Annotated in this window: 23 protein-coding genes; 12 read left to right on the top strand and 11 right to left on the bottom strand. The window is 70.2% G+C overall.

Annotated features, from left to right (window positions below; all coding sequences use genetic code 11):
- The first annotated feature begins 8 nt into the window (after nt 1-8).
- Together boxB and boxA are read left to right on the top strand one after the other, a co-directional pair.
- Complete coding sequence (gene boxB, locus BN940_RS14250; protein ID WP_043684087.1) at nt 9-1,436, top strand: benzoyl-CoA 2,3-epoxidase subunit BoxB; 1,428 nt, start codon at nt 9-11, stop codon at nt 1,434-1,436.
- A gap of 55 nt (nt 1,437-1,491) precedes the next feature.
- The gene (gene boxA, locus BN940_RS14245) at nt 1,492-2,769 is read left to right on the top strand and encodes a benzoyl-CoA 2,3-epoxidase subunit BoxA (protein ID WP_043684085.1); all 1,278 of its coding nucleotides are present in this window, start codon (nt 1,492-1,494) and stop codon (nt 2,767-2,769) included.
- A 123-nt stretch (nt 2,770-2,892) separates the two neighbouring features.
- On the opposite strand, the gene BN940_RS14240 is transcribed toward boxA, so the two are convergent.
- Nucleotides 2,893-3,801 carry a helix-turn-helix transcriptional regulator gene (locus tag BN940_RS14240; RefSeq protein ID WP_052355894.1) on the bottom strand — a complete coding sequence of 303 codons (909 nt, stop codon included), beginning with the start codon at nt 3,799-3,801 and terminating at the stop codon, nt 2,893-2,895.
- A gap of 182 nt (nt 3,802-3,983) precedes the next feature.
- On the opposite strand from BN940_RS14240, the gene BN940_RS14235 reads away from it, so the two are divergent.
- Nucleotides 3,984-4,436 carry a MaoC family dehydratase gene (locus BN940_RS14235; protein ID WP_043684084.1) on the top strand — a complete coding sequence of 151 codons (453 nt, stop codon included), beginning with the start codon at nt 3,984-3,986 and terminating at the stop codon, nt 4,434-4,436.
- 69 nt (nt 4,437-4,505) lie between these two features.
- On the opposite strand, the gene purU is transcribed toward BN940_RS14235, so the two are convergent.
- The 4 genes from purU to BN940_RS14215 form a co-directional block, all read right to left on the bottom strand.
- A complete protein-coding gene (gene purU / locus BN940_RS14230) occupies nt 4,506-5,354 on the bottom strand; it encodes a formyltetrahydrofolate deformylase (protein WP_043684082.1) in 849 nt (282 codons plus the stop codon).
- A gap of 61 nt (nt 5,355-5,415) precedes the next feature.
- Nucleotides 5,416-5,946 (bottom strand): flavin reductase family protein, encoded by a 531-nt coding sequence (locus BN940_RS14225; protein WP_043684081.1) that lies wholly within the window; start codon nt 5,944-5,946, stop codon nt 5,416-5,418.
- 7 nt (nt 5,947-5,953) lie between these two features.
- Nucleotides 5,954-6,586: a pyridoxamine 5'-phosphate oxidase gene (gene pdxH, locus BN940_RS14220; protein ID WP_043684079.1), complete on the bottom strand. Its 633-nt coding sequence runs from the start codon at nt 6,584-6,586 to the stop codon at nt 5,954-5,956.
- A gap of 25 nt (nt 6,587-6,611) precedes the next feature.
- The gene (locus BN940_RS14215) at nt 6,612-7,250 is read right to left on the bottom strand and encodes a gamma-glutamylcyclotransferase (RefSeq protein WP_052355893.1); all 639 of its coding nucleotides are present in this window, start codon (nt 7,248-7,250) and stop codon (nt 6,612-6,614) included.
- Between the two features lie 172 nt (nt 7,251-7,422).
- Here BN940_RS14215 and BN940_RS14210 point away from each other — a divergent pair, with 172 nt between their 5' ends.
- Nucleotides 7,423-8,355, top strand: coding sequence for a tRNA threonylcarbamoyladenosine dehydratase (locus tag BN940_RS14210; RefSeq protein WP_043684078.1), 933 nt, complete (start codon nt 7,423-7,425; stop codon nt 8,353-8,355).
- 24 nt (nt 8,356-8,379) lie between these two features.
- On the opposite strand, the gene BN940_RS18060 is transcribed toward BN940_RS14210, so the two are convergent.
- The 4 genes from BN940_RS18060 to uvrA all read right to left on the bottom strand — a co-directional run bounded on the left by BN940_RS18060 (nt 8,380) and on the right by uvrA (nt 16,718).
- Nucleotides 8,380-8,742, bottom strand: a complete 363-nt coding sequence (locus BN940_RS18060) for a coiled-coil domain-containing protein (RefSeq protein WP_052355892.1) — start codon at nt 8,740-8,742, stop codon at nt 8,380-8,382.
- A gap of 142 nt (nt 8,743-8,884) precedes the next feature.
- Nucleotides 8,885-9,598, bottom strand: coding sequence for an aminotransferase class IV (locus BN940_RS14200; RefSeq protein WP_052355891.1), 714 nt, complete (start codon nt 9,596-9,598; stop codon nt 8,885-8,887).
- Between the two features lie 155 nt (nt 9,599-9,753).
- Nucleotides 9,754-11,043: an aminodeoxychorismate synthase component I gene (pabB, locus tag BN940_RS14195; RefSeq protein WP_052355890.1), complete on the bottom strand. Its 1,290-nt coding sequence runs from the start codon at nt 11,041-11,043 to the stop codon at nt 9,754-9,756.
- A complete protein-coding gene (gene uvrA, locus BN940_RS14190) occupies nt 11,040-16,718 on the bottom strand; it encodes an excinuclease ABC subunit UvrA (RefSeq protein WP_043684077.1) in 5,679 nt (1,892 codons plus the stop codon). The genes pabB and uvrA overlap by 4 nt, the downstream gene beginning before the upstream one ends.
- A 210-nt stretch (nt 16,719-16,928) precedes the next feature.
- On the opposite strand from uvrA, the gene BN940_RS14185 reads away from it, so the two are divergent.
- The 3 genes from BN940_RS14185 (at nt 16,929) to BN940_RS14180 (ending at nt 18,882) form a co-directional block, all read left to right on the top strand.
- Entirely contained in the window at nt 16,929-17,489 is a 561-nt protein-coding gene (locus tag BN940_RS14185; protein WP_043684076.1) for a YceI family protein, read from the top strand.
- Nucleotides 17,490-17,662: 173 nt separating this feature from the next.
- Nucleotides 17,663-17,791, top strand: a complete 129-nt coding sequence (locus BN940_RS20155; protein WP_003803595.1) for a hypothetical protein — start codon at nt 17,663-17,665, stop codon at nt 17,789-17,791.
- A gap of 128 nt (nt 17,792-17,919) precedes the next feature.
- Nucleotides 17,920-18,882, top strand: a complete 963-nt coding sequence (locus tag BN940_RS14180) for a glycosyltransferase family 2 protein (protein WP_043684075.1) — start codon at nt 17,920-17,922, stop codon at nt 18,880-18,882.
- A gap of 124 nt (nt 18,883-19,006) precedes the next feature.
- Here BN940_RS14180 and BN940_RS14175 read toward each other — a convergent pair whose 3' ends face one another.
- Entirely contained in the window at nt 19,007-19,516 is a 510-nt protein-coding gene (locus BN940_RS14175; protein WP_043684073.1) for a hypothetical protein, read from the bottom strand.
- Between the two features lie 190 nt (nt 19,517-19,706).
- Between BN940_RS14175 and ettA the strand changes: the two genes are divergently transcribed.
- The 3 genes from ettA to BN940_RS14160 all read left to right on the top strand — a co-directional run bounded on the left by ettA (nt 19,707) and on the right by BN940_RS14160 (nt 22,684).
- Nucleotides 19,707-21,380, top strand: a complete 1,674-nt coding sequence (gene ettA, locus BN940_RS14170; protein ID WP_043684071.1) for an energy-dependent translational throttle protein EttA — start codon at nt 19,707-19,709, stop codon at nt 21,378-21,380.
- Nucleotides 21,381-21,721: 341 nt separating this feature from the next.
- Complete coding sequence (locus BN940_RS14165) at nt 21,722-22,279, top strand: isochorismatase family protein (protein WP_043687433.1); 558 nt, start codon at nt 21,722-21,724, stop codon at nt 22,277-22,279.
- A 177-nt stretch (nt 22,280-22,456) separates the two neighbouring features.
- On the top strand, nt 22,457-22,684 hold the full coding sequence (locus BN940_RS14160; protein ID WP_043684069.1) for a glycine zipper 2TM domain-containing protein: 228 nt from the start codon (nt 22,457-22,459) through the stop codon (nt 22,682-22,684).
- Between the two features lie 258 nt (nt 22,685-22,942).
- Here BN940_RS14160 and BN940_RS14155 read toward each other — a convergent pair whose 3' ends face one another.
- On the bottom strand, nt 22,943-23,830 hold the full coding sequence (locus tag BN940_RS14155; RefSeq protein WP_043684067.1) for an NAD-dependent epimerase/dehydratase family protein: 888 nt from the start codon (nt 23,828-23,830) through the stop codon (nt 22,943-22,945).
- Nucleotides 23,831-24,056: 226 nt separating this feature from the next.
- On the opposite strand from BN940_RS14155, the gene BN940_RS14150 reads away from it, so the two are divergent.
- A complete protein-coding gene (locus tag BN940_RS14150) occupies nt 24,057-25,586 on the top strand; it encodes a DHA2 family efflux MFS transporter permease subunit (protein WP_198408273.1) in 1,530 nt (509 codons plus the stop codon).
- A 111-nt stretch (nt 25,587-25,697) separates the two neighbouring features.
- A complete protein-coding gene (gene paaY / locus BN940_RS14145; RefSeq protein ID WP_043684065.1) occupies nt 25,698-26,312 on the top strand; it encodes a phenylacetic acid degradation protein PaaY in 615 nt (204 codons plus the stop codon).
- The last annotated feature ends 66 nt before the right edge of the window (nt 26,313-26,378 follow it).

The following is a 26,378-nucleotide window of genomic DNA, read 5'->3' as shown; positions in this document are numbered from 1 at the left end:
GACACCTCATGTCCGGCATCAACTATTCCGACAAAATCCCGAACAACGTCAACCTGTCCGAGGACCGCGTCCTGCAGCGCGCCCTGGAGCACTGGCAGCCCAATTACCTCAACTGGTGGCAGACCATGGGCCCGGAAAACTCCCAGACCGCCGACGTCTACCTGCGCACGGCGGTCAGCGTGAAGCCCGACGGCTGGGCGCATTTCGACTACGTCAAGATGCCGGACTACCGCTGGGGCATCTTCCTCACCCCGCGCGACGGCGAGCGCAAGGCCCACTTCGGCGACAACATCGGCAAGGACGTCTGGCAGGAGGTCCCGGGCGAGCACCGGGCGAACCTGCGCCGGATCATCGTGACCCAGGGGGACACCGAGCCGGCCTCGGTCGAGCAGCAGCGCCACCTGGGCCTGACCGCGCCGTCGCTCTACGACCTGCGCAACCTGTTCCAGGTGAACGTCGAGGAAGGGCGCCACCTCTGGGCCATGGTGTACCTGCTGCACCGCTATTTCGGCCGCGACGGACGGGAAGAGGGCGACGCCCTGCTGCAGCGCAATTCCGGCAGCGAGGACAGCCCGCGCATCCTCGGCGCCTTCAACGAGAAGACGCCCGACTGGCTCGCCTTCTACATGTTCACCTACTTCACCGACCGGGACGGGAAGTTCCAGCTCTGCGCCCTGGCGGAATCCTGCTTCGACCCCCTGGCGCGCACGACCCGCTTCATGCTGACGGAGGAGGCGCACCACATGTTCGTGGGCGAGTCCGGCGTGTCGCGCATCGTCCAGCGGACGGCCGAGGTCATGAACCAGCTCAAGACCGACGACCCGGCCACCCTGCGCGCCGCGGGCGTGATCGACCTGCCGACCATCCAGCGCTACCTGAACTTCCATTTCAGCGTCACGATCGACCTGTTCGGCGCCGACCAGTCCTCCAATGCGGCCATGTACTACAGCGCGGGCCTGAAGGGGCGCTTCGAGGAAGGCAAGCGCACCGACGACCACCAGCTGAAGAACGACGCCTACCGCATCCTCTCGGTCGCCGACGGCCAGCTGCGGGAAATCGAGGTGCCGATGCTCAACGCCCTGAACGAGGTGCTGCGCGACGACTACATCCGCGACGCCGCCAGCGGCGTCGCCCGCTGGAACAAGGTGCTGGAGAAGCACGGCATCGAATTCCGCCTCCGGATCCCCCACAAGGCCTTCAACCGCAAGATCGGCGCGCTCGCGGACGTGCGCGTGTCCCCCGAGGGCCAGGTCCTCACCGAGGAGCAGTGGCGCCTGCACCAGCACGAATGGCTGGCGACGGACGAGGACCGCGCCTTCGTGGCCTCGCTGATGGGGCAGGTGACCGTGCCCGGCAAGTTCGCCAACTGGATCGCGCCGCCGGTCATCGGCATCAACCGCCAGCCGGTCGATTTCGAGTACGTGCGCTTCAACTGACCGCCGCCGGGCCGTCCGCGCGGCGGGCGGCCCTCATCCAATCGGGAGAATCATCATGACGGTAGCGACCCGAGCGTCGGTCATGAAACAGCATCTGATCGATCCGGAAATCTGCATCCGCTGCAATTCCTGCGAGGAAGCCTGTCCCATCGACGCCATCACCCACGACGCCAGCAACTACGTCGTGCGGCCGGACGTCTGCCGCAGCTGCATGGCCTGCCTGCCGGTGTGCCCGACGGGCGCGATCGACAACTGGATCCGGGTGCTGGCCGACGAGGCCTATCCGATCGAAGAGCAGTTCGGCTGGAGCGCCCTGCCCGAGGAGCAGCCCCTGCCCGAAGGGCTGGAGGAAGACGCCGCGGACGAGGACGGCGCGCAGGCGGCGCGCGCCGCGGACGGCGCCGGGCAGGCCGCGGAGGAGTCCGTGCTGGACGGCACGCCCTCGACCTCGGCGGGCTCCGGCGTGCCGCCCTGGTCCGCCGCCCATCCCTACGTCAACCTGTACACGCACCAGCACGCCGCCACGGCGACCGTGGTGGGCAATTACCGGATCACCGAGGACAGCGCGGAAAGCGACATTCACCATATCGTGCTGGATTTCGGCCGGCTGCCCTTTCCCGTCCTGGAAGGGCAGTCCGTCGCCATCTTCCCGCCCGGCGAGGACGCCCGCGGGCGGCCCTATCACGCGCGGCAGTATTCCATCGCCAGCCCCCGGGACGGCGAGCGGCCGCGCTACAACAACCTGTCGATCACGGTCAAGCGCGTCACCCGGGACTACGACGGCCGCGCGGTGCGCGGCGTGTGCTCGAACTATCTCTGCGACCTGCACCGGGGCGACAGCGTGCGGGTCATCGGGCCCCTGGGCAGCACCTTCCTGATGCCGAACCTGGCGGAGGCCAATCTGCTGATGATCTGCACCGGCACCGGTTCGGCCCCCATGCGCGCCATGACCGAACGCTGCCGCCGCCTGGCCCGGACCGACGAATACCGCGGCCGGCTGATGCTGTTCTTCGGCGCCCGGACGCAGCGGGAGCTGCCGTATTTCGGGCCGCTGATGCGGCTGCCCAAGGATTTCATCGACATCAACCTGGCCCTGTCGCGCGAACCCGGCCAGCCGAAGCGCTACGTCCAGGACCTGCTGCGCGAACGCGCCGAGGACGTCTGGGCGCTGCTGCAGCAGCCCGAGACGCACATCTACGTCTGCGGCCTCAAGGGCATGGAGCTGGGCTCCCTGGATGCGCTCAGGAGCGTGGTCGAGGCCGGCGGGCAGCGCTGGCCGGACGTGCACGCCGAACTGAAGGCGCAGGGCCGCCTGCACTTCGAGACCTACTGAGTCCGGCGTCGGGATCGGCGCCGGCGGCCCGCGCCGGCGGTCTGTGCCGGCAAGAGCGCGCGGCCGGCGCGGCCCTGCGCGCTGCCCGGTGCTCCCGGGCGCTTGCGCGCCTCCCGCGCCGCCTCAGAGCGGCGTGGCCAGGAGATGGGGGTCGATGGCCGTGCGGACGGTCTGGCGCAGGAGCTGGAAGGTCTGGCGCAGGGGCTGTTCGCTGGTGTTGATGTGGAATTCGGCCTTGGAATAGAACGCCGCCCGCCCCGCCAGGATGTTCTTCAGGTCCTGCATCGCCTCGGGGTTGGCCGACATGGGGCGCAGGTCGCCCTGGGCGATCACCCGCTTCATGTGGTCCTCGGGCGTGGCCTTCAGCCAGACGGTGGTGCAGTAGGACAGCAGCAGGTTGAAGGTCGAGGGCTCGGACACCAGGCCGCCCGGCGTGGCGATCACGGCTTCGGAATAGATCTGCAGGGCTTCTTCCAGCGCGCGGCGTTCGTAGCGGCGGTAGGCGTTCATGCCGTAGAGCGACTGGATCTCGGCCACGCTGCAGCCGGCGAATTTTTCGATTTCCCGGCTCAGTTCGACGAACGAGAAGCCCAGGTCGCTGGCCAGCATCTTGCCCAGCGTCGACTTGCCCGCGCCCCGCAGGCCGATCAGGGCGATCCGGGAGCTGCGCTGGGCGTTTTCGCCGCCCGTGCCCAGCAGTTCGCCGATGGCGATGCGCACGTTGCGCAGGACGGCCTCGTCCTTGGATTCGAGCAGTTCGCGGATCAGCAGCCATTCCGGGCTGGACGTGGTCACGTCGCCGATGAGTTCGGCCAGCGTGCAGCGCAGCGCCTGCGAGATCTGCAGCAGGACCAGGATGGAGACGTTGCCCACGCCGCTTTCGAGGTTGGCGAGGTGGCGCTCGGACACGTTGGAGGCGAGCGCCGTCGCCTTGCGGGTGAGCCCCCGGCGCGCCCGCAGGGCGCGCACGCGCTCGCCCAGGGCGACCAGGAAGGCATGGCGTGAGGTTTCGTTTTCGGGACTGTCGCGCATGGGGCGGGGGAGGGGCCGGCCTGGGGCGGATGGCCCCGTACCGACCGGCTTCAGCGTTGACTTAATGTATTATAGTGCCTAATTTGAAATAAGATAGCACTGGAAAGGCATTTTATTTCATCACAGAAACGCCGCCGATAAAGTCGATTATATTGGGGCCTTCTTTCAATCGGGCGGCTGCCATGAAATTCAAGGAATTTGAACCCGGCGTAGTGGTCCATCACGGTCCGGTCACCGTGAACGAGGCCGAGATGCTGGCCTTTTCCCGCGCCTACGACCCCCAGTGGTTCCACGTCGATCCCGAGCGCGCCCGCCAGGGCCGCTGGGGCGGCCTGATCGCCAGCGGCTGGATGACCTGTGGCCTGGCCATGCGCATGGCCGTCGAATCCGCCCTGCACGATTCCGAATCGTTCGGCTCGCCGGGCCTGGATCGCCTGCGCTGGATGCACCCGGTGCGCCCGGGCGACCAGCTGCGCCTGGAGGCCACGGTGGATTCCAAGCGCGTGTCGTCCACGCGCGAAGACCTGGGCATCATCCGCTGGACCTGGCGCCTGTTCAACCAGGACGGCATTCAGGTGCTGGAAGTCGAGGCGACCAGCCTGTTCGAGCTGGAAGTGCCGTCCGGCAAGGCCTGAGCCGGGCCGGCCGCGCGCCGCCCCGCGGCTGCCGGGAGGCCCGGCCGGCGGGGCTCGGCGGAACACCGCTCAGCGGAACACCACCGTGCGCCGGCCGTTCAGCAGGATGCGGTGCTCGACGTGCCAGCGCACGGCGCGCGACAGCACCACGGATTCGATGTCGCTGCCGATGCGCGTCAGGTCGGCGGGGCCCATGGCGTGGTCCACGCGTTCGATGTCCTGTTCGATGATGGGGCCTTCGTCCAGATCCTCGGTCACGTAGTGGGCCGTCGCGCCGATCAGCTTCACGCCGCGCGCGTGCGCCTGGTAGTAGGGCCGCGCGCCCTTGAAGCCGGGCAGGAAACTGTGGTGGATGTTGATGGCGCGGCCCTGCAGGGCGCGGCACAGCGCCGGCGACAGGATCTGCATGTAGCGCGCCAGCACCACCAGGTCCACCCGTTCGCGCTCGACCAGTTCCAGGATCCGCGCCTCCTGCGCGGCGCGGGTGTCGGCCGTCACCGGCAGGTGGTGGAAGGGCAGGCCGTGGGATTCGGCCAGCGCGCGGAAATCCGGATGGTTCGAGACCACGGCGGCCACCTCGGCGGGCATCTGTCCGCCGCTCACCCGGAACAGCAGGTCGTTCAGGCAGTGCCCCTGGCGGCTGACCAGCACCAGCAGCCGGGCCTTGCGGGCCGCGTCGTGGAACTGGCACTGCATCTCGAAGCGTTCGGCGATGCCGGCGAAATCGGCGGCCAGGGCTTCGACCGGCTCGGCGGCGGGCAGGGCGAAGTGGACGCGCAGGAAGAAGTGCGTCGAATCCGGATCGCCGAACTGCTGGGCATGGACGATGTTGCCGTGATGCGTCAGCAGCCAGCCGCTGACGGTGTGGACGATGCCCATGCGGTCGGGGCAGGCGAGGGTCAGGATGTAGTTGTGCATGGCGTGGATGGGAGACGGCGCGCGATGTCGGCCCGTTCGCCGGGAGGAAGCGGGAGTGGATTCAGTTGCGGGACAGGGGTTCGCTGCCCGGCGTCAGCTCGAAGTCGCCCGCGTGGTAGATCAGCGGCGAGAGCAGCTGGCGGTGGCAGTGTTCCACCTGGCCGACGAAGATCGTGTGGTCGCCGGCCTCGTGGCGCTGGGTGTTGTGGCACTCGAACCAGGCGGCGCAGCGGCTGTCGGCCAGCATCAGGGTGCCGTTGGGCGCGCGTTCCAGTTCCAGGCCGCTGAAGCGTTCCGCTTGCGGGCCCCGCGCGAAGCGGCGCGCCAGGTCCACCTGGCCGGCCGACAGCACGTGGATGACGTAGCGGTCCAGCGCGCGGAAGGCCGCCAGCGAGGCGGCCGTGTGCGTCAGCGTCCACAGCACCATCGGCGGCTCCAGCGAGACCGAGCTGAAGGAGCTGATCGTCAGCCCCAGGGGGGTGCCGGTCTCGGGATGCTCCGCCGTGACCACGGTGACCCCGGTGGGGAACCGGCCCAGGGCCGAGCGGAAGAACAGGGCCGGGAAATCGGCGGGCGTAGGCTGCGAGCGCATGGGGATTTCAGGGCGCGATGCGGCCGAGCGCCCAGTCGCCTTCGGCGTCGCGGGCGTAGACCAGCCGGTCGTGCAGGCGCGAAGGGCGGCCCTGCCAGAATTCGACCCGGGTCGCCTCCAGCCGGTAGCCGCCCCAGTGGGGCGGGCGGGCCGGATCGTCGCCCAGTTCCCGGGTCAGTTCGGCCACGCGCCCGGCCAGGGCCTCGTGCGTGATCGGCCGGCTCTGGGGCGAGGCCCAGGCGCCGATGCGCGAGCCCAGGGGGCGGCTGGCGTAGTAGGCGTCCGACTCGGCCGCCGAGACGGGGCTGACGGGGCCTTCGATGCGCACCTGGCGTTCCAGCTCGGGCCAGAAGAACAGCAGCGCGGCCTGGGGATTGGCGGCCAGCTCCAGGCCCTTGCGGGACTGATAGTTGGTGTAGAACACGAAGCCGCGGGCGTCGAAGTCCTTGAGCAGCACGATGCGCGCCGAGGGGCGGCCGGCCGTGTCGGTCGTCGCCAGGGTCATGGCGGTCGGCTCGCGGACCTCGCTGTGCAGGGCCTGCTGGAACCACTGGTCGAACTGGGTGTAGGGGTCGGCGGCGGCGGCGGATTCGAGCAGCTCGAATTTCTGGTAGGTCTGGCGGATATCGGCGATGGACATGGCGTCTGGGTGGGGTGAAAGGGCGTCAGGGGGTGCGGCGCAGGGTGCGCGCGATGGCGCGCAGCCGGCGGTCGGTGATGCCGGCGGCGTCCAGGGCGTCGGCGGTTTGCAGCACGTATTCGGTGCAGGGGCCGTAGCGCCCGTGCCCCTGGCGCACGATGGCGACGATCCGGTCGAGGGACAGGCCCGTCACGTAGCCCGCGTCGCGGCGGTCCATGGTGAACACCAGGCCCGGGACCGGACCGGCGGCCGTGTGGCAGTTCAGCCAGCGCGGGATGTAGGATGCGCTGGGCATCTCGCGCTCCCACAGGGCGCCCAGGATCTCCGGGACCCGCGGCCCGGCGATGCGGTAGGCGGTGCCTTCGCAGGAGCCGCCCAGGTCCAGGCCGAACACCAGGCCGGGCCGCTCGGGCGTGCCGCGGTTGATGCGCGACCACAGGCACAGGGCGCGGTGGTAGCCGTGGATGCGCGCGCGGCGGGCTTCCAGGTGATCGAATTCGGGCCGCCAGATGAGCGATCCGTAGCCGAAGACCCACAGGTCGGAGCGGCCGTCCCAGTGCCGCAGGGCCTGCTCGATGGACGCCCGGTGCCAGGCCGCGTCGCGCAGGCGGAAGGCTTCCGGCGGGGGCGGAAGCTGGCTGGCGCGGACGGCGGGCGTGTTCACGGGGGACGGGCGGCGTTGGAAAAGAAACAATCGGTATTGTAGAGGACTTGCGCGGCGGGGCGGGCCGCGGCCCGGCTAAAATGGGGGATTCTCCCGTCCGGTTCCCGAGTCCGGTTCCCCTGTTCCGTCTTTTCGGCTTCCCCTTTTTTCCTTTCCCTTTTTCGCCGCCGTGATGTCCGTTGCCCTGCCTGCCGATTCCACCGATGCCGATGCGGACGCCGCGCGCCGTTTCGGCGGCCTCGACCGCCTGTATGGCGACGGTGCCCGGCTGGCGCTGGCGCGGCTGCGCGTGGTGGTGGCCGGCATCGGCGGCGTGGGCGCCTGGTGCGCCGAAGCCCTGGCCCGCTCGGGCGTGGGCGCGCTGACGCTGGTGGACCTGGACCACGTGGCCGAGTCCAACATCAACCGCCAGGTCCATGCCCTGGGCAGCACGCTGGGGCGGGCCAAGGTCGCCGCCATGGCGGAACGCATCGGCGACATCAACCCGGCGTGCCGCGTCGAATGCATCGACGACTTCGTCGGCCTCGGCAACGTGGACGCCATCCTCTCGGGGCCCGCCGGCGTGCTGCTGGATTGCACCGACCAGGTGGCGGCCAAGATCGCCATGATCCTGCGCGCGCGCACGGCGGGCTGGCCGGTGCTGGTGTGCGGCGGGGCGGGCGGCAAGACCGACCCGCTGGCCCTGCGGGCCGGGGACCTGTCGGTGGCGACGCACGACGCCCTGCTCGGCCGGGTGCGCCAGGAACTGCGCCAGCGCCACGGCTACCCCAAGGGCGGGGCGGCGGGCGGCAAGCCGCGCCGCCGGGTGCCGCGCATGGGGGTGCACTGCCTGTGGTTCGACCAGCCGGTCGTGCTGCCCGCGGCCTGGCAGCGGACCGCCGCCGGGCCGGCCGGTGCCGGCCCGGACAGCGGGGCCGGGGCGCCGGCGGGCGCGCCGGGCGCCGCGTCCGCACCCATGCCTGCGCCGCTCGCGGCGCCGCAGGGCCTGTCCTGCGCGGGCTACGGCTCCGCCGTGGCGATCACCGCCACCATGGGCATGGCGGCGGCCGACTGGGCGGTGCGCCAGGGGCTGGCGCAGGGTGCAAAGGACAGTCCGGCGAAATAGGGTGGCGTCAGAAACAGGGTGGCGTCAGAATAGCTTGCTGACGGCCACGCCGAGCGTCATGAGTCCGAAACCGGCGCCGATGACCCATTTGGTTTGAGTATTGAGCGCTTCGAGGATGTCCGCGCGCGTCGCGGTGTGCTCGAGGAGGACGGAATGCCGGATCAGGTGTTCTTCGACCTTCTGCAGCCGGTGTTCGACCTTGTCCAGACGTTCCTCGATCTTGTCCAGACGTTCTTCGACCCTGTCCAGACGTTCCTCGATCCTGTCCAGGCGTTTCTCGACCTTGTCCAGACGTTCTTCGACCTTGTCGAGGCGCACCCGGATTCCGCCGAACTGTTCGTTCGTCGAGATCATGGCGGTTTCGAGGGCCTGGAGACGGGGTTCCATGTCCTCATTATCCGGACCTTCAATTTTTTCGGCAAGCCTTTGGGCATGCGTGGATCGATAGTGCGGATTTCCCATGCCGGCTTCCTTCTGTCGTCGTCGAGCGGTTCTGGCAAGGCAGCCTATCAGTTTTTCCCGGCGCTGTTCACGCGGGTGTGACGATTCTGGCCTCCAGCCAGCCGCGCAGGGCGTTCGACACCCGCAGCGCCCGAGCCTGGCGCAGGTCTTCCAGGCTCAGGCGGGCTTCGCGCGCGAGGCCCGCGTCCAGCAGGGCCTGGCGGCGCACGCCGGGCAGCAGGCCGCTGGCCAGGGGCGGGGTCAGCCAGGCGCCGGCCGCGTCCCGCACGTAGACGGTGCAGCGGCTGCCTTCGCACAGTTCGCCGGCCGTGTTGCCGAAGACCAGGTCGAAATGATCGGGGTGCGCCTGCAGCCAGCGCTGCGCCGCCGCGAAGCGGGGGCGGTGGGTGGTCTTGTGCCGCAGCCAGGGATCGCCGGTGGCCAGCACGGCGTCCGGTCCCAGGACGTCCGCCGCCAGGGCGATGCGCGCGGGCTCGGGAGTCGGCGGCAGCGGCGCGGATTCCAGGGACAGCCGGCCATCGGCCGCCAGCAGCAGGCGCAGGCGGCGGGCGGTGCCCGGCGCGTCCGCCGGGGCATCGATCGCTGCCGGGGCCTCGGCCGCCGGATCGCCCGCGTCCGGTGGCCGGGCCCGCCGCCCTTCGAGCGCCAGCGCCTGGATCCGCGCGGCCAGCCAGCCGTCCAGGGCGGATGCGTCCAGGGGGTAGCCCAGGGCCCGGGCCGAGGCCAGCAGCCGCGCGCGGTGGCCGGGCCAGAGCGCGATGCGGTCCCGCTCCAGGCGCATGGTCTCGATCAGATCGGGGGCGATCCGACGGATCTCGGCCGCGGGGAGGATGGGCAGGTCTGCGGCCGCGGAGAGCTCGGGCAGATTTGTGGCTGCGGGGGACGCGGACGGGTGGAGGTTCGCAGGAGGGACGGCCGGGTCTGCGGCCGTAAGGTTCATTCCGGATTCAGGACGCGGGCTTTCCACAGGCATTCCTCCCATTCCTCGGCGGCCCGGGAATCGTATACGATGCCGCCGCCCACGCCGAACTCGGCCCGGCCGCCGCGCAGTTCGATGGTGCGGATGGCGACGTTGAGGGAAAAATCCCCGTCGGGCGCCAGCCAGCCCACGCTGCCGCAGTAGATGCCGCGGCGGCGCGCCTCCAGCGCGCGGATGGCCCGCATGGCGGCGATCTTCGGCGCCCCGGTCACGGAGCCGCAGGGAAACAGGGCGCGCAGCACCTCGGCCAGCGGCGCGTCCGGCGCCTCGGCCTCCACGGTGGAGGTCAGCGTCCAGACCGAGGGGTAGGCCTCCAGGCTGAACAGGGCCGGCACGCGCACGCTGCCCGGCACGGCGATGCGGCCCAGGTCGTTGCGCAGCAGGTCCACGATCATCAGGTTCTCCGCGCGGTTCTTGACACTGCGCTGCAGGGCCTCGGCGGCCTGCCGGTCCCAGGCCGGGTCGGCGTGGCGCGGGGCGGTGCCCTTCATCGGCCGCACGCGCAGGCGCGCGCCCTCGCGGGCCACGAACAGCTCGGGCGACAGCGACAGCACCCAGCGGTCGCCGTCGCACACGCAGGCGGCGTGGGCCACGGGGTGCCGCTCGGCCAGCCAGGCGTAGGCCCGCGCGGGGTCCAGGCCCGCCGGCCAGTCCAGCCGCAGCGGCAGGGTGTAGTTGATCTGGTAGTAGTCGCCCCGGGCGATGCCGGCGCGCACGGCCTCGATGGCCTGCGCATGGCGTGCGCGCGACACGCCCGGCCGCGGGTCGGGCCGCCAGGGCAGGCCGCGGGCGTCGGCCAGACCGTCCGGCACGCGGCCGCCGTCCGGTCTTTGCATGCCATCCGCGCCGCCCGCCGAACCCGGCCTTTCCGTCCTGCTCGCTGCATTCGCCCGGTCCGCCGGGCCCGCCGAGTCCGGCCCCTCCACCCCCCCGCAGGCGCCCCATGCCGCGCGGGCATGGACCAGCGCCGTCAGGCGGGGCAGGGGGTCGCGCGCGCCGGCGTCCGCCGGGTCGGCGGCCCCGGGCTCCAGCCATTCGCCCAGCTCGTAGTCCAGCAGCAGGGCCACCCAATGGCCCGCCCGCCGGGCGGATTCGATGGCGTCCCAGGCGGCGGGCAGCTCGTCGCGGCGGTGGACGGCGATGCGCGCCACCGGATCGAGCAGCCGCAGCGACCGGCCGGCCAGCCGGTCCTCGAACAGGCAGGTGGAGGGCTCCGGCCCGGCGGCCGGAGAACCGCGCGGGGTCACCGGGCCTCCAGGGCGCCGTGCGCTTGCCGCGGCGCCAGGAATTCCGCCAGGATGCGCCCGGTGTGGGTGCGGCCCGCGCAGAGCTGCTCGGGGCTGCCCTGGGCCACCACGCGGCCGCCTTCGTCGCCGCCCTCGGGGCCCAGGTCCACGATCCAGTCGGCCTCGGCGATGACGTCCAGATTGTGCTCGATGACCACCACGGTGTGGCCGGCATCCACCAGCCGGTGCAGCACGCGGATCAGCTTCTCCACGTCCGCCGTGGACAGGCCCACGGTGGGCTCGTCCAGCACGTACAGGGTGTGCGGGACGCGCGAGGCGCGGCCGGTGCGCAGCACGCCCTCGTCCAGATGCGCCTTGGTCAGTTCGGTGACCAGCTTGATGCGCTGCGCCTCGCCGCCCGACAGCGTGGGCGAGGGCTGGCCCAGCGTCAGGTAGCCCAGGCCCACGTCCTGCATCAGCTGCAGGGCGCGGGCGATGCGGCGGTGCGCGGAGAAATGGCCGATGGCGTCGTCGACTTCCATGCGCAGCACGTCGCCCGCGCTGCGGCCGTTCCATTGCACGCCCAGGGTTTCCTGGTTGAAGCGCGCGCCGTGGCAGGCGTCGCACGGGACCTTCACGTCGGGCAGGAAGCTCATCTCGATGGTGCGCATGCCCTGGCCCTCGCATTCCGGGCAGCGGCCGTCGCCGGTGTTGAAGGAGAAGCGCGAACCCGTCCAGCCGCGCAGCCGCGATTCGCGCGTGCCGGCGTAGAGTTTGCGGATGTCGTCCCAGAAGCCCACGTAGGTGGCCGGGCAGGACCGGGGCGTCTTGCCGATCGGGGTCTGGTCGACCTCCAGCACCCGGTCGATGGCCTCCCAGCCGCGGATCGTCCGGCAGCCCTGCCAGGACGAGCCCGTCGCCTGGCCGCCGACGCGGCGGGCGAGGTTGTCCAGCAGCACGTCGCGCGCCAGGGTGGACTTGCCCGAGCCCGACACGCCGGTGACGACGCTCAGCCGGCCCAGCGGGATGCGCGCATTGGCCTGGCGCAGATTGTGCAGGCTGGCGTCCACGATCTCCAGGCCGGGCGTGCCGGCCTCGACGGCGCGGCGGCCGTTCATGGGGTGGACCAGGGGCTCGCGCAGGTAGCGTCCGGTGACCGAGGCCGGGTTGCGGGCGATGTCCTCGACCGTGCCCTGGGCCACCACCATGCCGCCGCGCACGCCGGCGCCCGGGCCGATGTCGATCACGTGGCCGGCGCGGCGGATGGTGTCCTCGTCGTGCTCGACCACCACCAGGGTGTTGCCATTGCCTTCCAGCCGGGTCAGCGCGTCCAGCAGGATGCGGTTGTCGCGCGGGTGCAGGCCGATGGTGGGCTCGTCCAGCACGTAGCACACGCCCTGCAGGTTGGAGCCCAACTGCGCGGCCAGGCGGATGCGCTGGGCCTCGCCGCCCGACAGGGTGGGCGCGGCGCGGTCCAGGGCCAGGTAGCCCAGCCCCACGTCCATCATGAAGTCCAGGCGGCCGCGGATCTCGGTGAGGATGTCGCGCGCGATCTCGGCCTCGCGCCCCTGGGCGCCCAGGCCGAGGAAGAAGCGCTGGGCGTCGCTGACGGGCATCGAGGCCAGCTCCGCGATCGAGCGGCCGCGCCAGCGGAAGGCCCGCGCCACGCGGTTCAGGCGCTGGCCCTGGCACTGGGAGCAGGGCTGCGGCAGGCCGGTGGCCTCGTCCAGCCAGACGGATTCCTCGCCGGTCTGGTCCTCGGTGAAGCCGGTGAGCTGCAGGCCGGTGCCGTAGCAGCCCGGGCACCAGCCGTGGCGCGAGTTGTAGGAGAACAGGCGCGGATCGGGCTCCGGGAAGCTGGTGCCGCAGTTCGGGCAGGCGCGCTTGATGGAAAACGTCAGCAGGCGCGGGTCGGGGGCCAGGCCGGCGGCGCGGCGCGCCTCGATCGTGGCCGGGCCGGGCGCGGTCAGGCCGGCCAGCACGCGGAAGCTGCCGTGGCCCAGGGCCAGGGCGGCGCGCACGGCCTCGCGTAGGCCGGCCTCGTCGCGCACGTCCACGATCAGGTCGCTCACCGGCAGCTCGATGGTGTGCTCCTGGTAGCGGTCCAGGCGCGGCCAGGGGCTGACCGGGATGAATTCGCCGTCCACCCGCAGATGGGTGTGGCCGTGCGAGGCCGCCCATTTCGCCAGGTCGGTGTAGTAGCCCTTGCGCGCCACCACCAGCGGCGCCAGCAGGCCGATGTGTTCGCCCGCGTGGTCGCGCAGCAGCTGCGCCACGATCTGCTCCGGCGTCTGCGGCGCCACGGGGACGTCGCAGTCCGGGCACATCTGGGTGCCCAGGCGCACATACAGCAGGCGCAGGAAGTGGTGGATCTCCGTCATGGTGGCGACGGTGGACTTGCGTCCGCCCCGGCTGGTGCGCTGCTCGATGGCGACGGTGGGCGGGATGCCGTAGATCGCGTCCACGTCCGGCTTGCCGGCCGGCTGCACGATAGCGCGCGCGTAGGCGTTCAGGGATTCCAGGTAGCGCCGCTGGCCTTCGTTGAAGAGGATGTCGAAGGCCAGGGTGGACTTGCCCGAGCCCGACACGCCGGTGATGACCGTGAAGGCGTCGCGCGGGATGTGCACGTCGATGCCTTTCAGGTTGTGCTCGCGGGCGTTGAGGATGTGGATGTCGGGGCTGGCCGACGCCGCCGGCAGGCGCGGCGCGGGTTCGCGCAGGATCAGGGCCGGATGGTCGGCCTGCCGCGCATAGTCCGACAGCGCCCGGCCGGTGTGCGAATCCGGGTGGCGCATCAGGTCGTCCGGCGTGCCCTCGGCGACGATGCGGCCGCCCTGGTCGCCGCCTTCCGGCCCCAGGTCCACGACCCAGTCGGCGGCGCGGATCACGTCCAGGTTGTGCTCGATGATCAGCAGCGAATGGCCGGCGGCCAGCAGCTTGCGGAAGGCCCGCATCAGGCGGGCGATGTCGTCGAAGTGCAGGCCGGTGGTGGGTTCGTCGAACAGCAGCAGGCTGCCCTTGAGCGCCCCCTGGGGCGCCCGCGAGCGCGCCGCCTCGGCCAGGTGGCCGGCCAGCTTCAGGCGCTGGGCCTCGCCGCCCGACAGGGTGGGCACCGGCTGGCCCAGGCGCACGTATTCCAGGCCCACGTCGGCCAGGGGCGCCAGGCCCCACTGCACGTCGCGCAGGCCCTTGAAGAACTCCAGCGCCTCGCTCACGGTCATGTCCAGGACCTCGTCGATCGAGGCGCTGCGGCCCAGGTGCTCGATGCGCACTTCCAGGACCTGAGGGCGGAAGCGGCGGCCGTCGCAGTCCGGGCAGCGCAGGTACACGTCCGACAGGAACTGCATTTCCACGTGCTCGAAGCCGGTGCCGCCGCAGCCGGGGCAGCGGCCGTCGCCGGTGTTGAAGCTGAAGGTGCCGGCCGTGTAGCCGCGTTCCTGCGCCAGGGGCGCGGCGGCGAACAGCTTGCGGATGGCGTCGAAGGCGCCCACGTAGCTGGCGGGGTTGGAGCGCGCCGTCTTGCCGATGGGCGTCTGGTCCACCATCACCACATCGGCGATGCGTTCCGCGCCCAGCAGGGCGGCGTATTCGCCGGGTGCCTCGGTGGCGCGGCCCAGGCGCTTCAGCAGCGCGGGATAGAGCACGTCCTGCACCAGGGTGGACTTGCCCGAGCCGGACACGCCGGTCAGGCACACCAGCCGGCCCAGCGGCAGGGAAAAGTCGATGCCCTGCAGGTTGTTGGCGCGGGCGCCCTGCAGCAGCAGGCGCGGGGTGCCGTCCTGCACCGGCAGGGGGCGCGGCGCCTCGATGCGCATCCGCCCGCCGAAGTAGCGGCCCGTCAGCGTGTCGGCCGCAGCCAGCTCGGCCGGCGTGCCGTCGAAGACGATGTGCCCGCCGCGCTCGCCCGGCCCGGGGCCGATGTCGAGGATGCGGTCGGCGGCGACCATGACCTGCGGATCGTGCTCCACCACGACCAGGGTGTTGCCGTGGTCGCGCAGGCGGTGCATGACCTGGACGATGCGGTGGATGTCGCGCGGGTGCAGGCCGATGGACGGCTCGTCCAGCACGAACAGCGTGTTCACCAGGGACGTGCCCAGCGCGGTGGTGAGGTTGATGCGCTGGACCTCGCCGCCCGAGAGGGTGCGGCTCTGCCGGTCCAGCGACAGGTAGCCCAGGCCCACGTCGCACAGGAAGCGCAGGCGGGCGCGGACTTCGTCCAGCAGCTCGGTCAGGGCGTCGTCCAGCGAGCGGCCCAGTTCGATGCGGTCGAACCAGTCGCGCACCCGCTCGATGGGCAGGCGCATCAGGTCGTGCAGGCCCAGGCCGGGCAGGGCCGCCAGCTGCTCCGGCGTCCAGCGCGCGTGCGGCGGCAGGAAGCGCGGCGCGCCGGGGATCGGCTCGCGGTCCTGACCCAGGCGCCACAGCGTGGCGTCGGGCTTGAGCCGCGCGCCCTTGCAATGCGGGCAGGGCGTGTAGCTGCGGTACTTGGATAGCAGCACCCGCACGTGCATCTTGTAGGCGCGCGATTCCAGCCAGTCGAAGAAGCGCTGCGCGCCGTACCACTGGTGCTTCCAGGCGGACGGCCCGCCCTTCCAGTCGGGCGCGCCGCCGATCACCCAGCCGCGCTCCGCGTCCGTCAGGTCGCGCCAGGGCACGTCCAGGCGCACGCCCGCCTTGGGCGCGTAGCGTTCCATCTCGACCTGGCATTCCTTGTAGCTGGCGGTCTGCCAGGGCTTGATCGCCCCGTCGCGCAGGCTGCGGGTCTCGTCCGGCACGACCAGGCCGTAGTCGATGCCCATCACCCGGCCGAAGCCCCGGCAGTGCTCGCAGGCGCCCAGCGGCGAGTTGAAGGAGAAGGTGCTGGGCAGCGGGGCGCCGTAGTCGATGTCGCACTGCGCGCAGTGCAGGCCGGCGCTGAAGCGCCATTCCTCCTCGCCCTCGTCGAACAGGGCGTGGACGCCGAGCCGGCCGTTGCCCTGGCGCAGGGCGGTTTCCAGGGCCTCGTCCACGCGCGCCGATTCGGCGCTGCCCAGGCGGAAGCGGTCCTGCACGACGTGCAGCACGCGGCGGCCGGCGGCGTCCGCCTTGCGCCGCGCGCCGGCGGGCTTGCCGGCCGGCGCTTCGATGGCGCCGGGCGCCGGCTCGTCCTGGCGGTGGATGCGCGTGTAGCCCTGCTGCTCCAGGAAGCCGCGCACCTCGTCCTCGGTGAAGTTGGCGGGCACCGAGACCGGGAAGGTGACGACCAGACGGGGATCGCGGGCGGCGCACAGGCCGTCCAGCTGGCGCCGGATGCTGGCGGGGTCGTCGCTTTTCACCAGCCGGGCGCAGTTGCGGCAATGCAGGTGGCCGGCGCGCGCGTAAAGCAGCTTCAGGTGGTCGTTGAGCTCCGTCATGGTGCCCACCGTGCTGCGCGAATTGCGCACCGGGTTGACCTGGTCGATGGCGATGGCCGGCAGGATGCCTTCGATGCGCTCGACCTGGGGCTTGTCCATGCGGTCCAGGAACTGGCGCGCGTAGGGCGAGAACGTCTCGACGTAGCGGCGCTGGCCTTCGGCGTAGAGGGTGTCGAAGGCCAGCGAACTCTTGCCGGATCCGGATACGCCGGTCACCACCAGGAGTTCCCCGGTGCGGATCGTCAGATCCAGGTTCTTCAGGTTGTTCTGGCGGGCGCCGAAGATGCGGATGGGTGCGTTCATCCCGCCATCATAATCCGGCGCGCCGCGTCCTTGCGATGCGCGCGGTAGGGTCATGTGACGGGTGCCGCGCCCCGGCCGGCGCAAGCCGTCCGGCTTGATCCGCATCAGAAGTCGGGACGGCGGAAGGGCCCGCCGGCGCCGTCCCATTCTTACAATCGACTGAATGAAGCCGGGCCCGTCCCGGTCCTTCTGGAAAACCGGAGAATCGCCATGAAACGCCTGCTTGCCCTGTCCCTGCTCTGTGCCGCCCCCGTCCTCGTCCAGGCGGCCGACTACAAGACCGACGCGGACCACACCTTCGTCTATTTCGAGGTCCTGCACAACGGCACGTCCACGGTGCGCGGCCGTTTCGACACGGTCGAGGGCGACGTCGCCTTCGACCGCGAGGCCAGGACGGGCCAGGCGAAGATCCGCGTCGACATGAAGTCGATCAGCACCGGCTCCAAGGGCTTCGACGAACACCTGCTGGGCGGCGACTTCTTCCAGGCCGACCAGCACCCCGAGGCCCGTTTCGAGTCCACCGCCTTCCTCTTCGAGGGCGATCTGGTGCGGGCCGTGGAAGGCAACCTGACCCTGCTGGGGCAGATCCATCCGGTCAAGCTGAACGCCGTGCGCTTCAACTGCTACCAGAACAAGCGCCTGAACCGCGAAGTCTGCGGCGGCGATTTCCGCACCGAACTCAAGCGCAGCCAGTGGGGCATGGGGTTCGGCCTGCCGGGCATCCCCGACACCGTGCGCCTGCAGATCGAGATCGAAGGCGTGCGCCAGTAGATCGAAGGCGTGCGCCCGCGGGCGGCCGCGGGACCCGAGGGGCGGCGGAGCCGGCATCCGCCGGCGCCCCTTGCGCGCATCCGGGCGCTCCGGCGAGCGGTGAAATTTTGCTAAAATAGCGTGTTTTGCTTTCAAGCCCGGCCTTCAAGCCCGCCTTACACCAGGAGATCCACATGGCAGAAATCAAACGCACGCGGCGCAACACGCTGGAGCGCCGTTGCCTTGGCAAGGCGTTCAAGCGCCTGTTCGTGCGCGCGCCCAAGGGCGTTTTCAAGATGCTCGAAAAGGTCAAGCGCGTCTGATCGTTCGACGCTGGCCAGCCGTATTGTTTATATACAATTCGGCATAAGGGAAACCACGGACCGGACGGCCCGTGGTTTTTTTTGTCCGCTATCATGGGGCAGATCGGAAACTGGAGGAACCTTCCGGCATGGCTTGCTGGCGCCATCTGTTTTCCGTCGTCACCCCCACCCACAACCGCGCGCACACGCTCGAACGCGTCTACCGCTCGCTGAGGGAACAGTCCTTCCAGGATTTTGAATGGGTGGTCGTGGACGACGGCTCGACGGATGCCACCCGGACCCTGGTCCAGGGATGGCAGCAGGAAGCCAGCTTTCCGATCCGTTACGTCTGGCAACCCAATCAACACAAGAAAACAGCTTTCAACACCGGGGTGCGCCACGCCCAGGGCGAATGGCTGGTGGCCATCGACAGCGACGACGAGCTCGATCCCAACGCCCTCTACCACATGGCCGGCGTCTGGGAGCAGATCCCGCCCGCCCAGCGCGGGCGCTACGTGGCGATCACCGGCCTGTGCACGCGGCCCGACGGCCGCGTGGTGGGCGACATGTATCCCCGCGACGTGATGGACGTGTCCTCGCTGGACATGACCTTCCGCTACCACGTCCGGGGCGAGAAATTCGGCTGTCTGCGCACGGACGTGCTGCGCCAGTTCCCCTTTCCCGAGGACATCCCCGGCTTCGTGCCCGAAAGCCTGGTCTGGCGCGCGATCGCCCGCGCCGGCTACCTGACCCGCTTCGTCAACCAGGTGTTCCGCGTGTATCACGACGAGAAGGACAGCCTGTCGCGCCAGGGACGCACGGCCGACAGCGGCCGCCACGCGCTGGGCCTGTGGCTGCTGGCGCACGATACGGTGGAATACTGTCTGGACTGGTTCCGCTACCAGCCGGCCGCGTTCTTCGGCGCGGCGATCCGCTACACCCGCTTCGGCCTGCACCTGCGCGCGCAGCGCGTGGCGCGTCCCGCCGGCCGGCGCCTGAGCCGCTGGGCGTCGCGCCTGCTGGTGGCCGCCATGTGGCCCGTGGGCGCGGCGCTGTACCTGCGCGACCGCCTGCGCGACGCGGCGCGGGCCAAGCACCCCGTGACGACCTGACGGTCATTGGCGCGGGCGGCCCGGGGCGGATTCGCCTCCCGGCGCGCCCGCCGGCCCGCCCGCCGGCCCGGAGGATCGTCCTGGATGATCGTCCTGGATGGCCCCGGGTGGCCCGCTCAGCCGCTCAGCGGTCCGTGGGGGGGCCGCCGGGGTCCTCGCCCTCCTGGCCCTCGCCGTCCTTGTCTTCTTCCTCGTCCCCTTCGTCGTCTGCTTCCTCGCCCTCGTCCTCCGGCGCCTCGGCTTCGCGCAGGTCGAAGGGCAGCAGGTCCGTCAGCGTGTCGGTCCAGGCGACTTCCTCGCCCTGGGCGTCCACCTTGATGTAGCGCACGCCTTCCAGGTCCGACAGCTGGACGGCCCAGAGGAATTCGCAGTCCACCGGCTGGCCGTCGCTCAGGTCCAGGCCGCCGCTGCTGCCCAGGAAGCGCGCCCCCGGGCCGCCCGCCTGGACGCGGGGCTTGTCCTCGTCCGCGTCGTCGGGGGCCAGCGGCAGGGCGAACAGCGCCCATTCGTAGCCTTCGCCGGGCTCGGCCACGATTTCGGCGATCACGGGTTTGCCCAGATAAGCGCACAGCGCGTCGGCCGTGCGGCCCAGCAGGTCGGCCTCGGCCGGGGTGAATGCGAGGGGAGGGGTCATGACGGGAAACGGGGGCGGATGGCTGATGGGGGCATTGTACGGCCCGGGCGCCGGGCGGACGCATCCGGGCCCGCGCGGCGGCTGCGGGGCACCTCCATCCGCCCCGTCCCGTCCCGTCCGCCGCCCGTCCGGCCTACAATCGAAACTTTGCGCGGCCGAATCCTTCGCTGCGCCCTTACACGGTCGAGACATGGCACAGTACGTCTATTCCATGAACCGGGTCGGCAAGATCGTGCCGCCCAAACGCCAGATCCTGCGGGACATCTCCCTGTCCTTCTTCCCCGGCGCCAAGATCGGGGTCCTGGGCCTGAACGGCTCGGGCAAGTCCACCCTGCTGAAGATCATGGCCGGCGTCGACAAGGACATCGAAGGCGAAGCCGTCCCCATGGCGGGCCTGCGCATCGGCTACCTGCCGCAGGAACCGCAGCTCGATCCCGCTCACACCGTCCGCCAGTCCGTCGAGGCCGGCCTGGGCGAGGTCTTCGAGGCGCGCAAGCGGCTCGACGAGGTCTATGCCGCCTACGCCGAGCCCGACGCCGATTTCGACGCCCTGGCCGCCGAGCAGGCCGAGCTGGAAGCCGTCATCGCGGCGGCCGCCACCAGCGGCAGCGACGACATCGAGACGCAGATGGAAATCGCCGCCGACGCCCTGCGCCTGCCGCCCTGGGACGCCGTGGTCGGCAACCTGTCCGGCGGCGAGAAGCGCCGCGTGGCCCTGTGCCGCCTGCTGCTGTCCAAGCCCGACATGCTGCTGCTGGACGAGCCCACCAACCACCTGGACGCCGAATCGGTCGAATGGCTGGAAATCTTCCTGCGCCAGTTCCCCGGCACCGTCGTCGCCGTCACCCACGACCGCTACTTCCTCGACAACGCGGCCGAATGGATCCTGGAACTGGACCGCGGCCACGGCATCCCCTGGAAGGGCAACTACAGCTCCTGGCTCGAACAGAAGGAAGACCGCCTCAAGCAGGAAGAAGCCGCCGAATCCGCCCGCCAGCGCACCATCAAGAAAGAGCTGGAATGGGTGCGGCAGAATCCCAAGGGCCGCCAGGCCAAGGCCAAGGCGCGCCTGGCGCGCTTCGAGGAACTGTCCTCGCACGAATACCAGAAGCGCAACGAGACCCAGGAAATCTTCATCCCCGTGGCCGAGCGCCTGGGCAACGAGGTCATCGAGTTCCGCAACGTCTCCAAGTCCTTCGGCGACCGCGTGCTGATCGACGACCTCAGCTTCAAGGTGCCGCCGGGCGCCATCGTCGGCATCATCGGCCCCAACGGCGCGGGGAAATCCACGCTGTTCCGCATGATCGCCGGCCAGGAGACCCCGGACGCCGGCGAGGTGGTCCTGGGCCAGACCGTGAAGCTGGCCTACGTGGACCAGTCGCGCGATTCCCTGCCCGACGACAAGACCGTCTTCGACGCCATCTCCGACGGCGCCGACCTGCTCACCGTGGGCCGTTTCGAGATGCCCGCGCGCGCCTACCTGGGCCGCTTCAACTTCAAGGGCGCGGACCAGAACAAGCACGTCGGCAAGCTCTCCGGCGGCGAACGCGGCCGCCTGCATCTGGCCAAGACCCTGATCGCGGGCGGCAACGTGCTGCTGCTGGACGAGCCGTCCAACGACCTGGACGTGGAAACCCTGCGCGCCCTGGAGGACGCGCTGCTGGAATTCGCCGGCTGCGTGCTGGTGATCAGCCACGACCGCTGGTTTCTGGACCGCATCGCCACCCACATCCTGGCCTTCGAGGGCGACTCGCAGGTGGTGTTCTTCGACGGCAACTACCAGGAATACGAGGCCGACAAGAAGGCCCGCCTGGGCGAGGAGGCCGCCCGCCCGCGCCGCCTGCGCTACAAGGCCCTGAAATAATAGGATGAGACCGGACATGGAATGGTCCCTGCGGACCATTCCATGCCTGTCGAATCCGACCGGCCTGCAAGCCGGGAGGTGGGGGAGACCGGACATGGAATGGTCCCTGCGGACCATTCCATGCCTGTCGAATCCGACCGGCCTGCAAGCCGGGAGGTGGGGGAGACCGGACACGGAATGGTCCCTGCGGACCATTCCGTGCCTGTCGAATCCGACCGGCCTGCAAGCCGGGAGGTGGGGGAGACCGGACATGGAATGGTCCCTGCGGACCATTCCGTGCCTGTCGAATCCGACCGGCCTGCAGGCCGGGAGGTGGAGAGACGCCACAATTGGAGGACGCCATGAAATACGTGGATGTGAACCAGGCCTTGCTGACGGCCGGCACCAGCGCGCTGCTGATCGTGGACATGCAGGAAAAACTGCTGCCCGCCATCCGCGACACCGACGCCCTGTGCGGCCGGGTTGCGCGCCTGGCGCAGGCCGCGCGCCTGCTGTCGGTGCCGGTCTGGGCGACCGAGCACTGGCCCGGCAAGATCGGCCCCACCCACCCCGAGCTGCTGGCGCACGTCGACCGGGTCGTGACCAAGACCCATTTCGACGCCTGCCGCGAGGCCGGCTTCCTGGCGGATTGGCCCGCGGGCCGCACGCGGGTGTTGCTGACGGGCACCGAAGCCCACATCTGTGTGTTACAGACCGGCCTGGGCCTGGCCCAGGCCGGCTTCCAGCCCGTGCTGGTGGCCGATGGCGCCGGGTCCCGGCGCGAGTCGGACTGGGCGGCCGCCTGCGAACGCTGGCGCCATCACGGGCTGGAGACCGTGACGTCCGAAATGGCGATCTACGAATGGCTCGAAACGCCGGCGCATCCGGCCTTCCGGGACGTGCTGGCGCTGGTGAAGTGAGACGCCCTCCCGCGCGGCGCCGTTGTTACAAATTACAAGGATCGACATCATGACTCACACCTTTTTCGGTGTCCGGCGCTTATAAAGGAATCAGGACGCCGAAGCGGGGTCCCCCGGAGCTTGCCGGGGGAGGCCGAGGCATGGATCATCACGCGGTACACGAGAAGGAGAACCATCATGACGATCGGGACATTCGGGAAAATCGGCGCGGCTCTGCTGCTGGCGGCGGCCATGGCCGGCTGCTCGTCCTGGGACAACATGAGCCATCGCCAGAAAGCGGCCGTCACGGGCGCCGGTCTGGGCGGTGTGGCGGGAGCCGTCATCACGAACGGCGGGATCCTGGGCACGGTCGGCGGCGCGGCCATCGGCGGCGTCATCGGCGACCAGGTCGGCAAGAACCGCTGAACGCATCACATCCCTTGCACGATGGGCGCCCCTTGCGGGCGCTTTTTTTTTGCCGCCGGGCCGCCCCAAGGCAAAGAGCGTCCCCTTGGGGGGCAGCAAGCGGCCGCAGGCTGCGCAGCGTGGGGGCCCTTTTTTGCCGCCGGGCCGCCCCAAGGCGAAAAGCGCCCCCTTGGGGGCAGCAACTATACCCGCGAGGAAGCAGCACGCATGGCAGGCTGAAGCGCGACGAGGTCGCGCCGCGCCGCGCTGCGGGCGCAACTACAGATAGTGCTGCACCAGTTCGGCCACCGCCGCGCGCACGTCATTGCGGCGGTAGCCGAGCGAGTCATCCGCCTCGTAGCACAGGTAGTTGCCGCGGCCGGTGAAGAGGGCCGAGTCCGGCAGCAGGGGATGCTCCTGGTCGAGCTCCGGCACCTCTTGCGGGTTGCCCACGGCCTCGAAGAACAGGCCGAAGAGGTCGGCAAAGCGGATGTTCTCGTCCCCGACCAGATACGCCTTGCCTGGCACGCCGTTGATCAGGGCTTGGTGCAGAGCCTCGGAGAGCGAGCGGGTGGACATGAAGTGGGTGCCGCCCTTGGGGCCGAACACCGGCACCCCGGGCATGCGGCCCTGGGCGTAGCGGGTGTAGGCCTCGAACATCGCGTTCGGCAGCCCGGGAACATGGCCGATCATGAAAGGCGCGTTCACCGACATGACCTCGAAGGTGGGCGAGCTGAGCGCGCGCACGCCCTCGTCCGAGAGATGGCGGGAAAGCACGTAGGGGTTGGTGTCGATCAGCGCCGGCGCCGCCTGCGGATAGAAGCTGCCCAGCATTACCGCGCGGCGGATGCCGGCATCGCGCGCCGCGGCGAAGAAGCGCGGGATCGCCACGGTGTTGTTCTGGTGCCACTGTTTATCCGCGGGGCTGTCGCGGTCGATGTGGCGGATATCGTGACCCGCGCAGAAGAGCAGGGCATCGAAGCCCTCCAGCATCGCCACGTCGGGCCCGTCCTGGATGTAGTCGAGCGTGAAGAAGGGAAACTCCCTGAGGATCGGCGCCTGCGGTGCCGAGCGCGAGGCGAGGCTGACCTCGAATCCGTGTTCGCGCAGATGAATGGCGGCGTGCCCGCCCAGCAGGCCCGTACCGCCCACGACTAATACCTTCATGCTGATCGTCCTCCATCAGAAAATGGCGGCGTGCTGCGCACGTTGCCCTATCGGACCCAGGCTGACATTGCTTGGGGGAAATCCCATCGTCCATTCGGACGACGTGGGGCTCTCATTCCTGCTTTTAGACTGCTTGCGACAGTACCGGCGGCGCGTCCGCCGGTACGAGGCGCAAACCGGGGCCGCGCACGGTGCGCGGCGCTTCACTCACACGCGGGAGACGAACTTGGCTGAACAGGAATGGATGTCCGAGGTGCGCGCCATGGTGGGTCGCGGATCTGGTCGCGTCTACGCCCGGGACGAGGTCAATGCGCCGATGATCCGGCAGCGCATCCGCATCCTGCCCGCGGCGCTGCCGTGCGAAATCCTTCTCGGGCGCCACGGCGAGCGCTTCAAGTGGCTCGCCCTGCTGGTGGTCGGGATGGGCATGATCGCCGGAGTGCTGGCGTCCACCTCATTCAACGTGGCGGTGCCGGCGCTGAGCGCGGCCTTCGGGCTCGGCCAGGATCGGGTGCAGTGGGTGGTGACCGGATTCCTGGCCGCGCTCACGCTCGCCATGCTGCCCACCCCCTGGCTGCTCGACCGCTACGGTTTCCGGCGGCTCTTCCTCGGCTCCAATCTGCTGTTGGCGGCGGCCAGCCTCGCCGGCGCGGCGGCGACGCATTTCGGCCTGGTGGTCGCGGTACGCATCGTCCAGGGGATCGCCGCCGGGCTGCTCCAGCCCTTGGCGATGCTGGTGGTGATGCGGCTGTTTCCCCCCAGCATCCAGGGGCGCGCAACGGGTGTGCTGAGCTTCGGCATCGTGCTCGCGCCGGCAGCGGCGCCGGCGGCCGCCGGCGTGCTGCTCGACCACTTCGGCTGGCAGGCGGTCTTTCTCATCAACCTGCCGTTCTGCGCGGTGGCGGGCGCGCTCGGGCTCTACCTTCTGCCGCGCGCGGACGATACCGCCCGCCGCCCCTTCGACTGGTACGGCTTCGGCGTGCTGTGCGCGGGCACGCTGATCGGCATCGAGCTCATCGCCAGCCTGCGCCAGCATGGCCCGCTCGCACCGCACACCCTCGCCCGCATCGGCGTGGTGGCGTTGTGCTGCGTGCTGTTCGTCCGCCACGCGAGGACGGCGGCGGCGCCCATCGTCGCGCTCGATCTCTTCCGCGAGCGCAGCTTCGCCATGGGCGCGCTGGTCTCGCTGGTCTACGGCGTCGGCCTGTACGCCTCGACCTACCTCATCCCGGTTTTCCTGCAAAGCGTGCTCGGCTACGACGCCAGCCTCGCCGGCCTCGCCCTGCTGCCCTCGGGCATCGCCCTGGCGGTGGTGATTCCGCTCGCCGGCGTGCTCACCGACCGCTGCTCCCCGCGCTGGATCACAGTCGCCGGGCTCGGCCTGTTCGGCGCCTCCTTCGTCATGTTCGCCGCGCGTGGCGGTGCCATCAGCTATGGCGAGGTGGTTGTCTTCACCGTCGTCGGCCGGATCGGTCTCGGCCTCGTCATCCCCGCGCTTACCGTGGCCATGCTGGGTCCGATGCAGCCGCGCCAGCTCGGCCAAGCGTCGATGGTGAGCAATTACACCCGGCAGCTTGGCGGCGTGCTCGGCGTGGCGATCGTCGCTGTGCTCGTCGAATGGTGGGTCGGCCTCTATGGCGCGCTGCCAGGGGGCATCGGCAAGGCCTATTCGCAGGCGTTCATGCTGCTTGCACTGACCTTCGGCCTGGCCCTGCTGGCGGCGGTGAGAATGAAGCGGCGCGGCCGTCGGCGCTAAGCCGAACGGACGATGCCTCGCGCCGCCACGAGGATTAGCCTCAAGACAATTGAAGCGCCCTCCGGGCGTCGCGCCGCGGCCCCGGCGCGGGCGCCAAGCTGGGAGGCGAGCATGCCCTGTTACGAAATCGACGGCCTGAGGCCGGTCGTCCATCCCACCGCCTTCGTGCACCCGGATGCGGTGCTGATCGGCGACGTCATCGTCGGTCCGCGCTGCTACGTCGCGCCGCTCGCCGGCCTGCGCGGCGACTTCGGCCGCATCATCCTGGAAGAAGGCTGCAACGTCCAGGACACCTGCGTGATGCACGGTTTTCCCGGCACCGACACGGTGGTCGAGGTGGACGGCCACATCGGCCATGGCGCGGTGCTCCATGGCTGCCACGTCGGCCGCAACGCCCTGGTGGGGATGGGCGCGGTGATCCTGGATGACGCCGCGATCGGCGAGTCCGCCTTCGTCGCCGCCGGCGCCCTGGTGAAAACCGGCATGAGCGTTCCGCCCCGCGTGCTGGTCGCGGGCATGCCGGCCAGGATCGTGCGCGAGCTGACCGAGCAGGAGATCGCGTGGAAGAGCCGCGGTACCCGCTGCTACCAGGATCTGGCGGTGCGCAGCCTGACGACCTTGAAGCCATGCCAGCCGCTGACCGAGGTGGAAGCCGATCGCCGCCGCTTCGGGCTCGCCGGTATGCGGAACCCCATGTACGGTGGTGCGAGAGGGCCCAGGGGATAACCCCTCACCCTGCTCGATCATGCAAGGCCCTCCGGGCGCTTGACTTCAAACGGGCTTTTCTCTTAA

Origin of the sequence: Castellaniella defragrans 65Phen, assembly GCF_000612685.1 — a bacterium.
GTDB classification, from domain to species: Bacteria; Pseudomonadota; Gammaproteobacteria; order Burkholderiales; family Burkholderiaceae_B; genus Castellaniella; species Castellaniella defragrans.
This window is presented reverse-complemented; position numbering and strand designations above follow the sequence as displayed.

Coding starts and splice junctions, on each gene's coding strand:
- BN940_RS14185 (WP_043684076.1), top strand. CDS start 16,929: ATGAAACGCCTGCTTGCCCTGTCCCTGCTCTGTGCCGCCCCCGTCCTC.
- BN940_RS14210 (WP_043684078.1), top strand. CDS start 7,423: ATGTCCGTTGCCCTGCCTGCCGATTCCACCGATGCCGATGCGGACGCC.
- BN940_RS14240 (WP_052355894.1), bottom strand. CDS start 3,801: ATGCGCGACAGTCCCGAAAACGAAACCTCACGCCATGCCTTCCTGGTC.
- BN940_RS14160 (WP_043684069.1), top strand. CDS start 22,457: ATGACGATCGGGACATTCGGGAAAATCGGCGCGGCTCTGCTGCTGGCG.
- purU (WP_043684082.1), bottom strand. CDS start 5,354: ATGCACAACTACATCCTGACCCTCGCCTGCCCCGACCGCATGGGCATC.
- BN940_RS14225 (WP_043684081.1), bottom strand. CDS start 5,946: ATGCGCTCGCAGCCTACGCCCGCCGATTTCCCGGCCCTGTTCTTCCGC.
- uvrA (WP_043684077.1), bottom strand. CDS start 16,718: ATGAACGCACCCATCCGCATCTTCGGCGCCCGCCAGAACAACCTGAAG.
- paaY (WP_043684065.1), top strand. CDS start 25,698: ATGCCCTGTTACGAAATCGACGGCCTGAGGCCGGTCGTCCATCCCACC.
- BN940_RS14165 (WP_043687433.1), top strand. CDS start 21,722: ATGAAATACGTGGATGTGAACCAGGCCTTGCTGACGGCCGGCACCAGC.
- BN940_RS14200 (WP_052355891.1), bottom strand. CDS start 9,598: ATGCGCCTGGAGCGGGACCGCATCGCGCTCTGGCCCGGCCACCGCGCG.
- BN940_RS14180 (WP_043684075.1), top strand. CDS start 17,920: ATGGCTTGCTGGCGCCATCTGTTTTCCGTCGTCACCCCCACCCACAAC.
- BN940_RS20155 (WP_003803595.1), top strand. CDS start 17,663: ATGGCAGAAATCAAACGCACGCGGCGCAACACGCTGGAGCGCCGTTGC.
- BN940_RS18060 (WP_052355892.1), bottom strand. CDS start 8,742: ATGGAACCCCGTCTCCAGGCCCTCGAAACCGCCATGATCTCGACGAAC.
- boxB (WP_043684087.1), top strand. CDS start 9: ATGTCCGGCATCAACTATTCCGACAAAATCCCGAACAACGTCAACCTG.
- BN940_RS14235 (WP_043684084.1), top strand. CDS start 3,984: ATGAAATTCAAGGAATTTGAACCCGGCGTAGTGGTCCATCACGGTCCG.
- BN940_RS14175 (WP_043684073.1), bottom strand. CDS start 19,516: ATGACCCCTCCCCTCGCATTCACCCCGGCCGAGGCCGACCTGCTGGGC.
- ettA (WP_043684071.1), top strand. CDS start 19,707: ATGGCACAGTACGTCTATTCCATGAACCGGGTCGGCAAGATCGTGCCG.
- pdxH (WP_043684079.1), bottom strand. CDS start 6,586: ATGTCCATCGCCGATATCCGCCAGACCTACCAGAAATTCGAGCTGCTC.
- boxA (WP_043684085.1), top strand. CDS start 1,492: ATGACGGTAGCGACCCGAGCGTCGGTCATGAAACAGCATCTGATCGAT.
- BN940_RS14155 (WP_043684067.1), bottom strand. CDS start 23,830: ATGAAGGTATTAGTCGTGGGCGGTACGGGCCTGCTGGGCGGGCACGCC.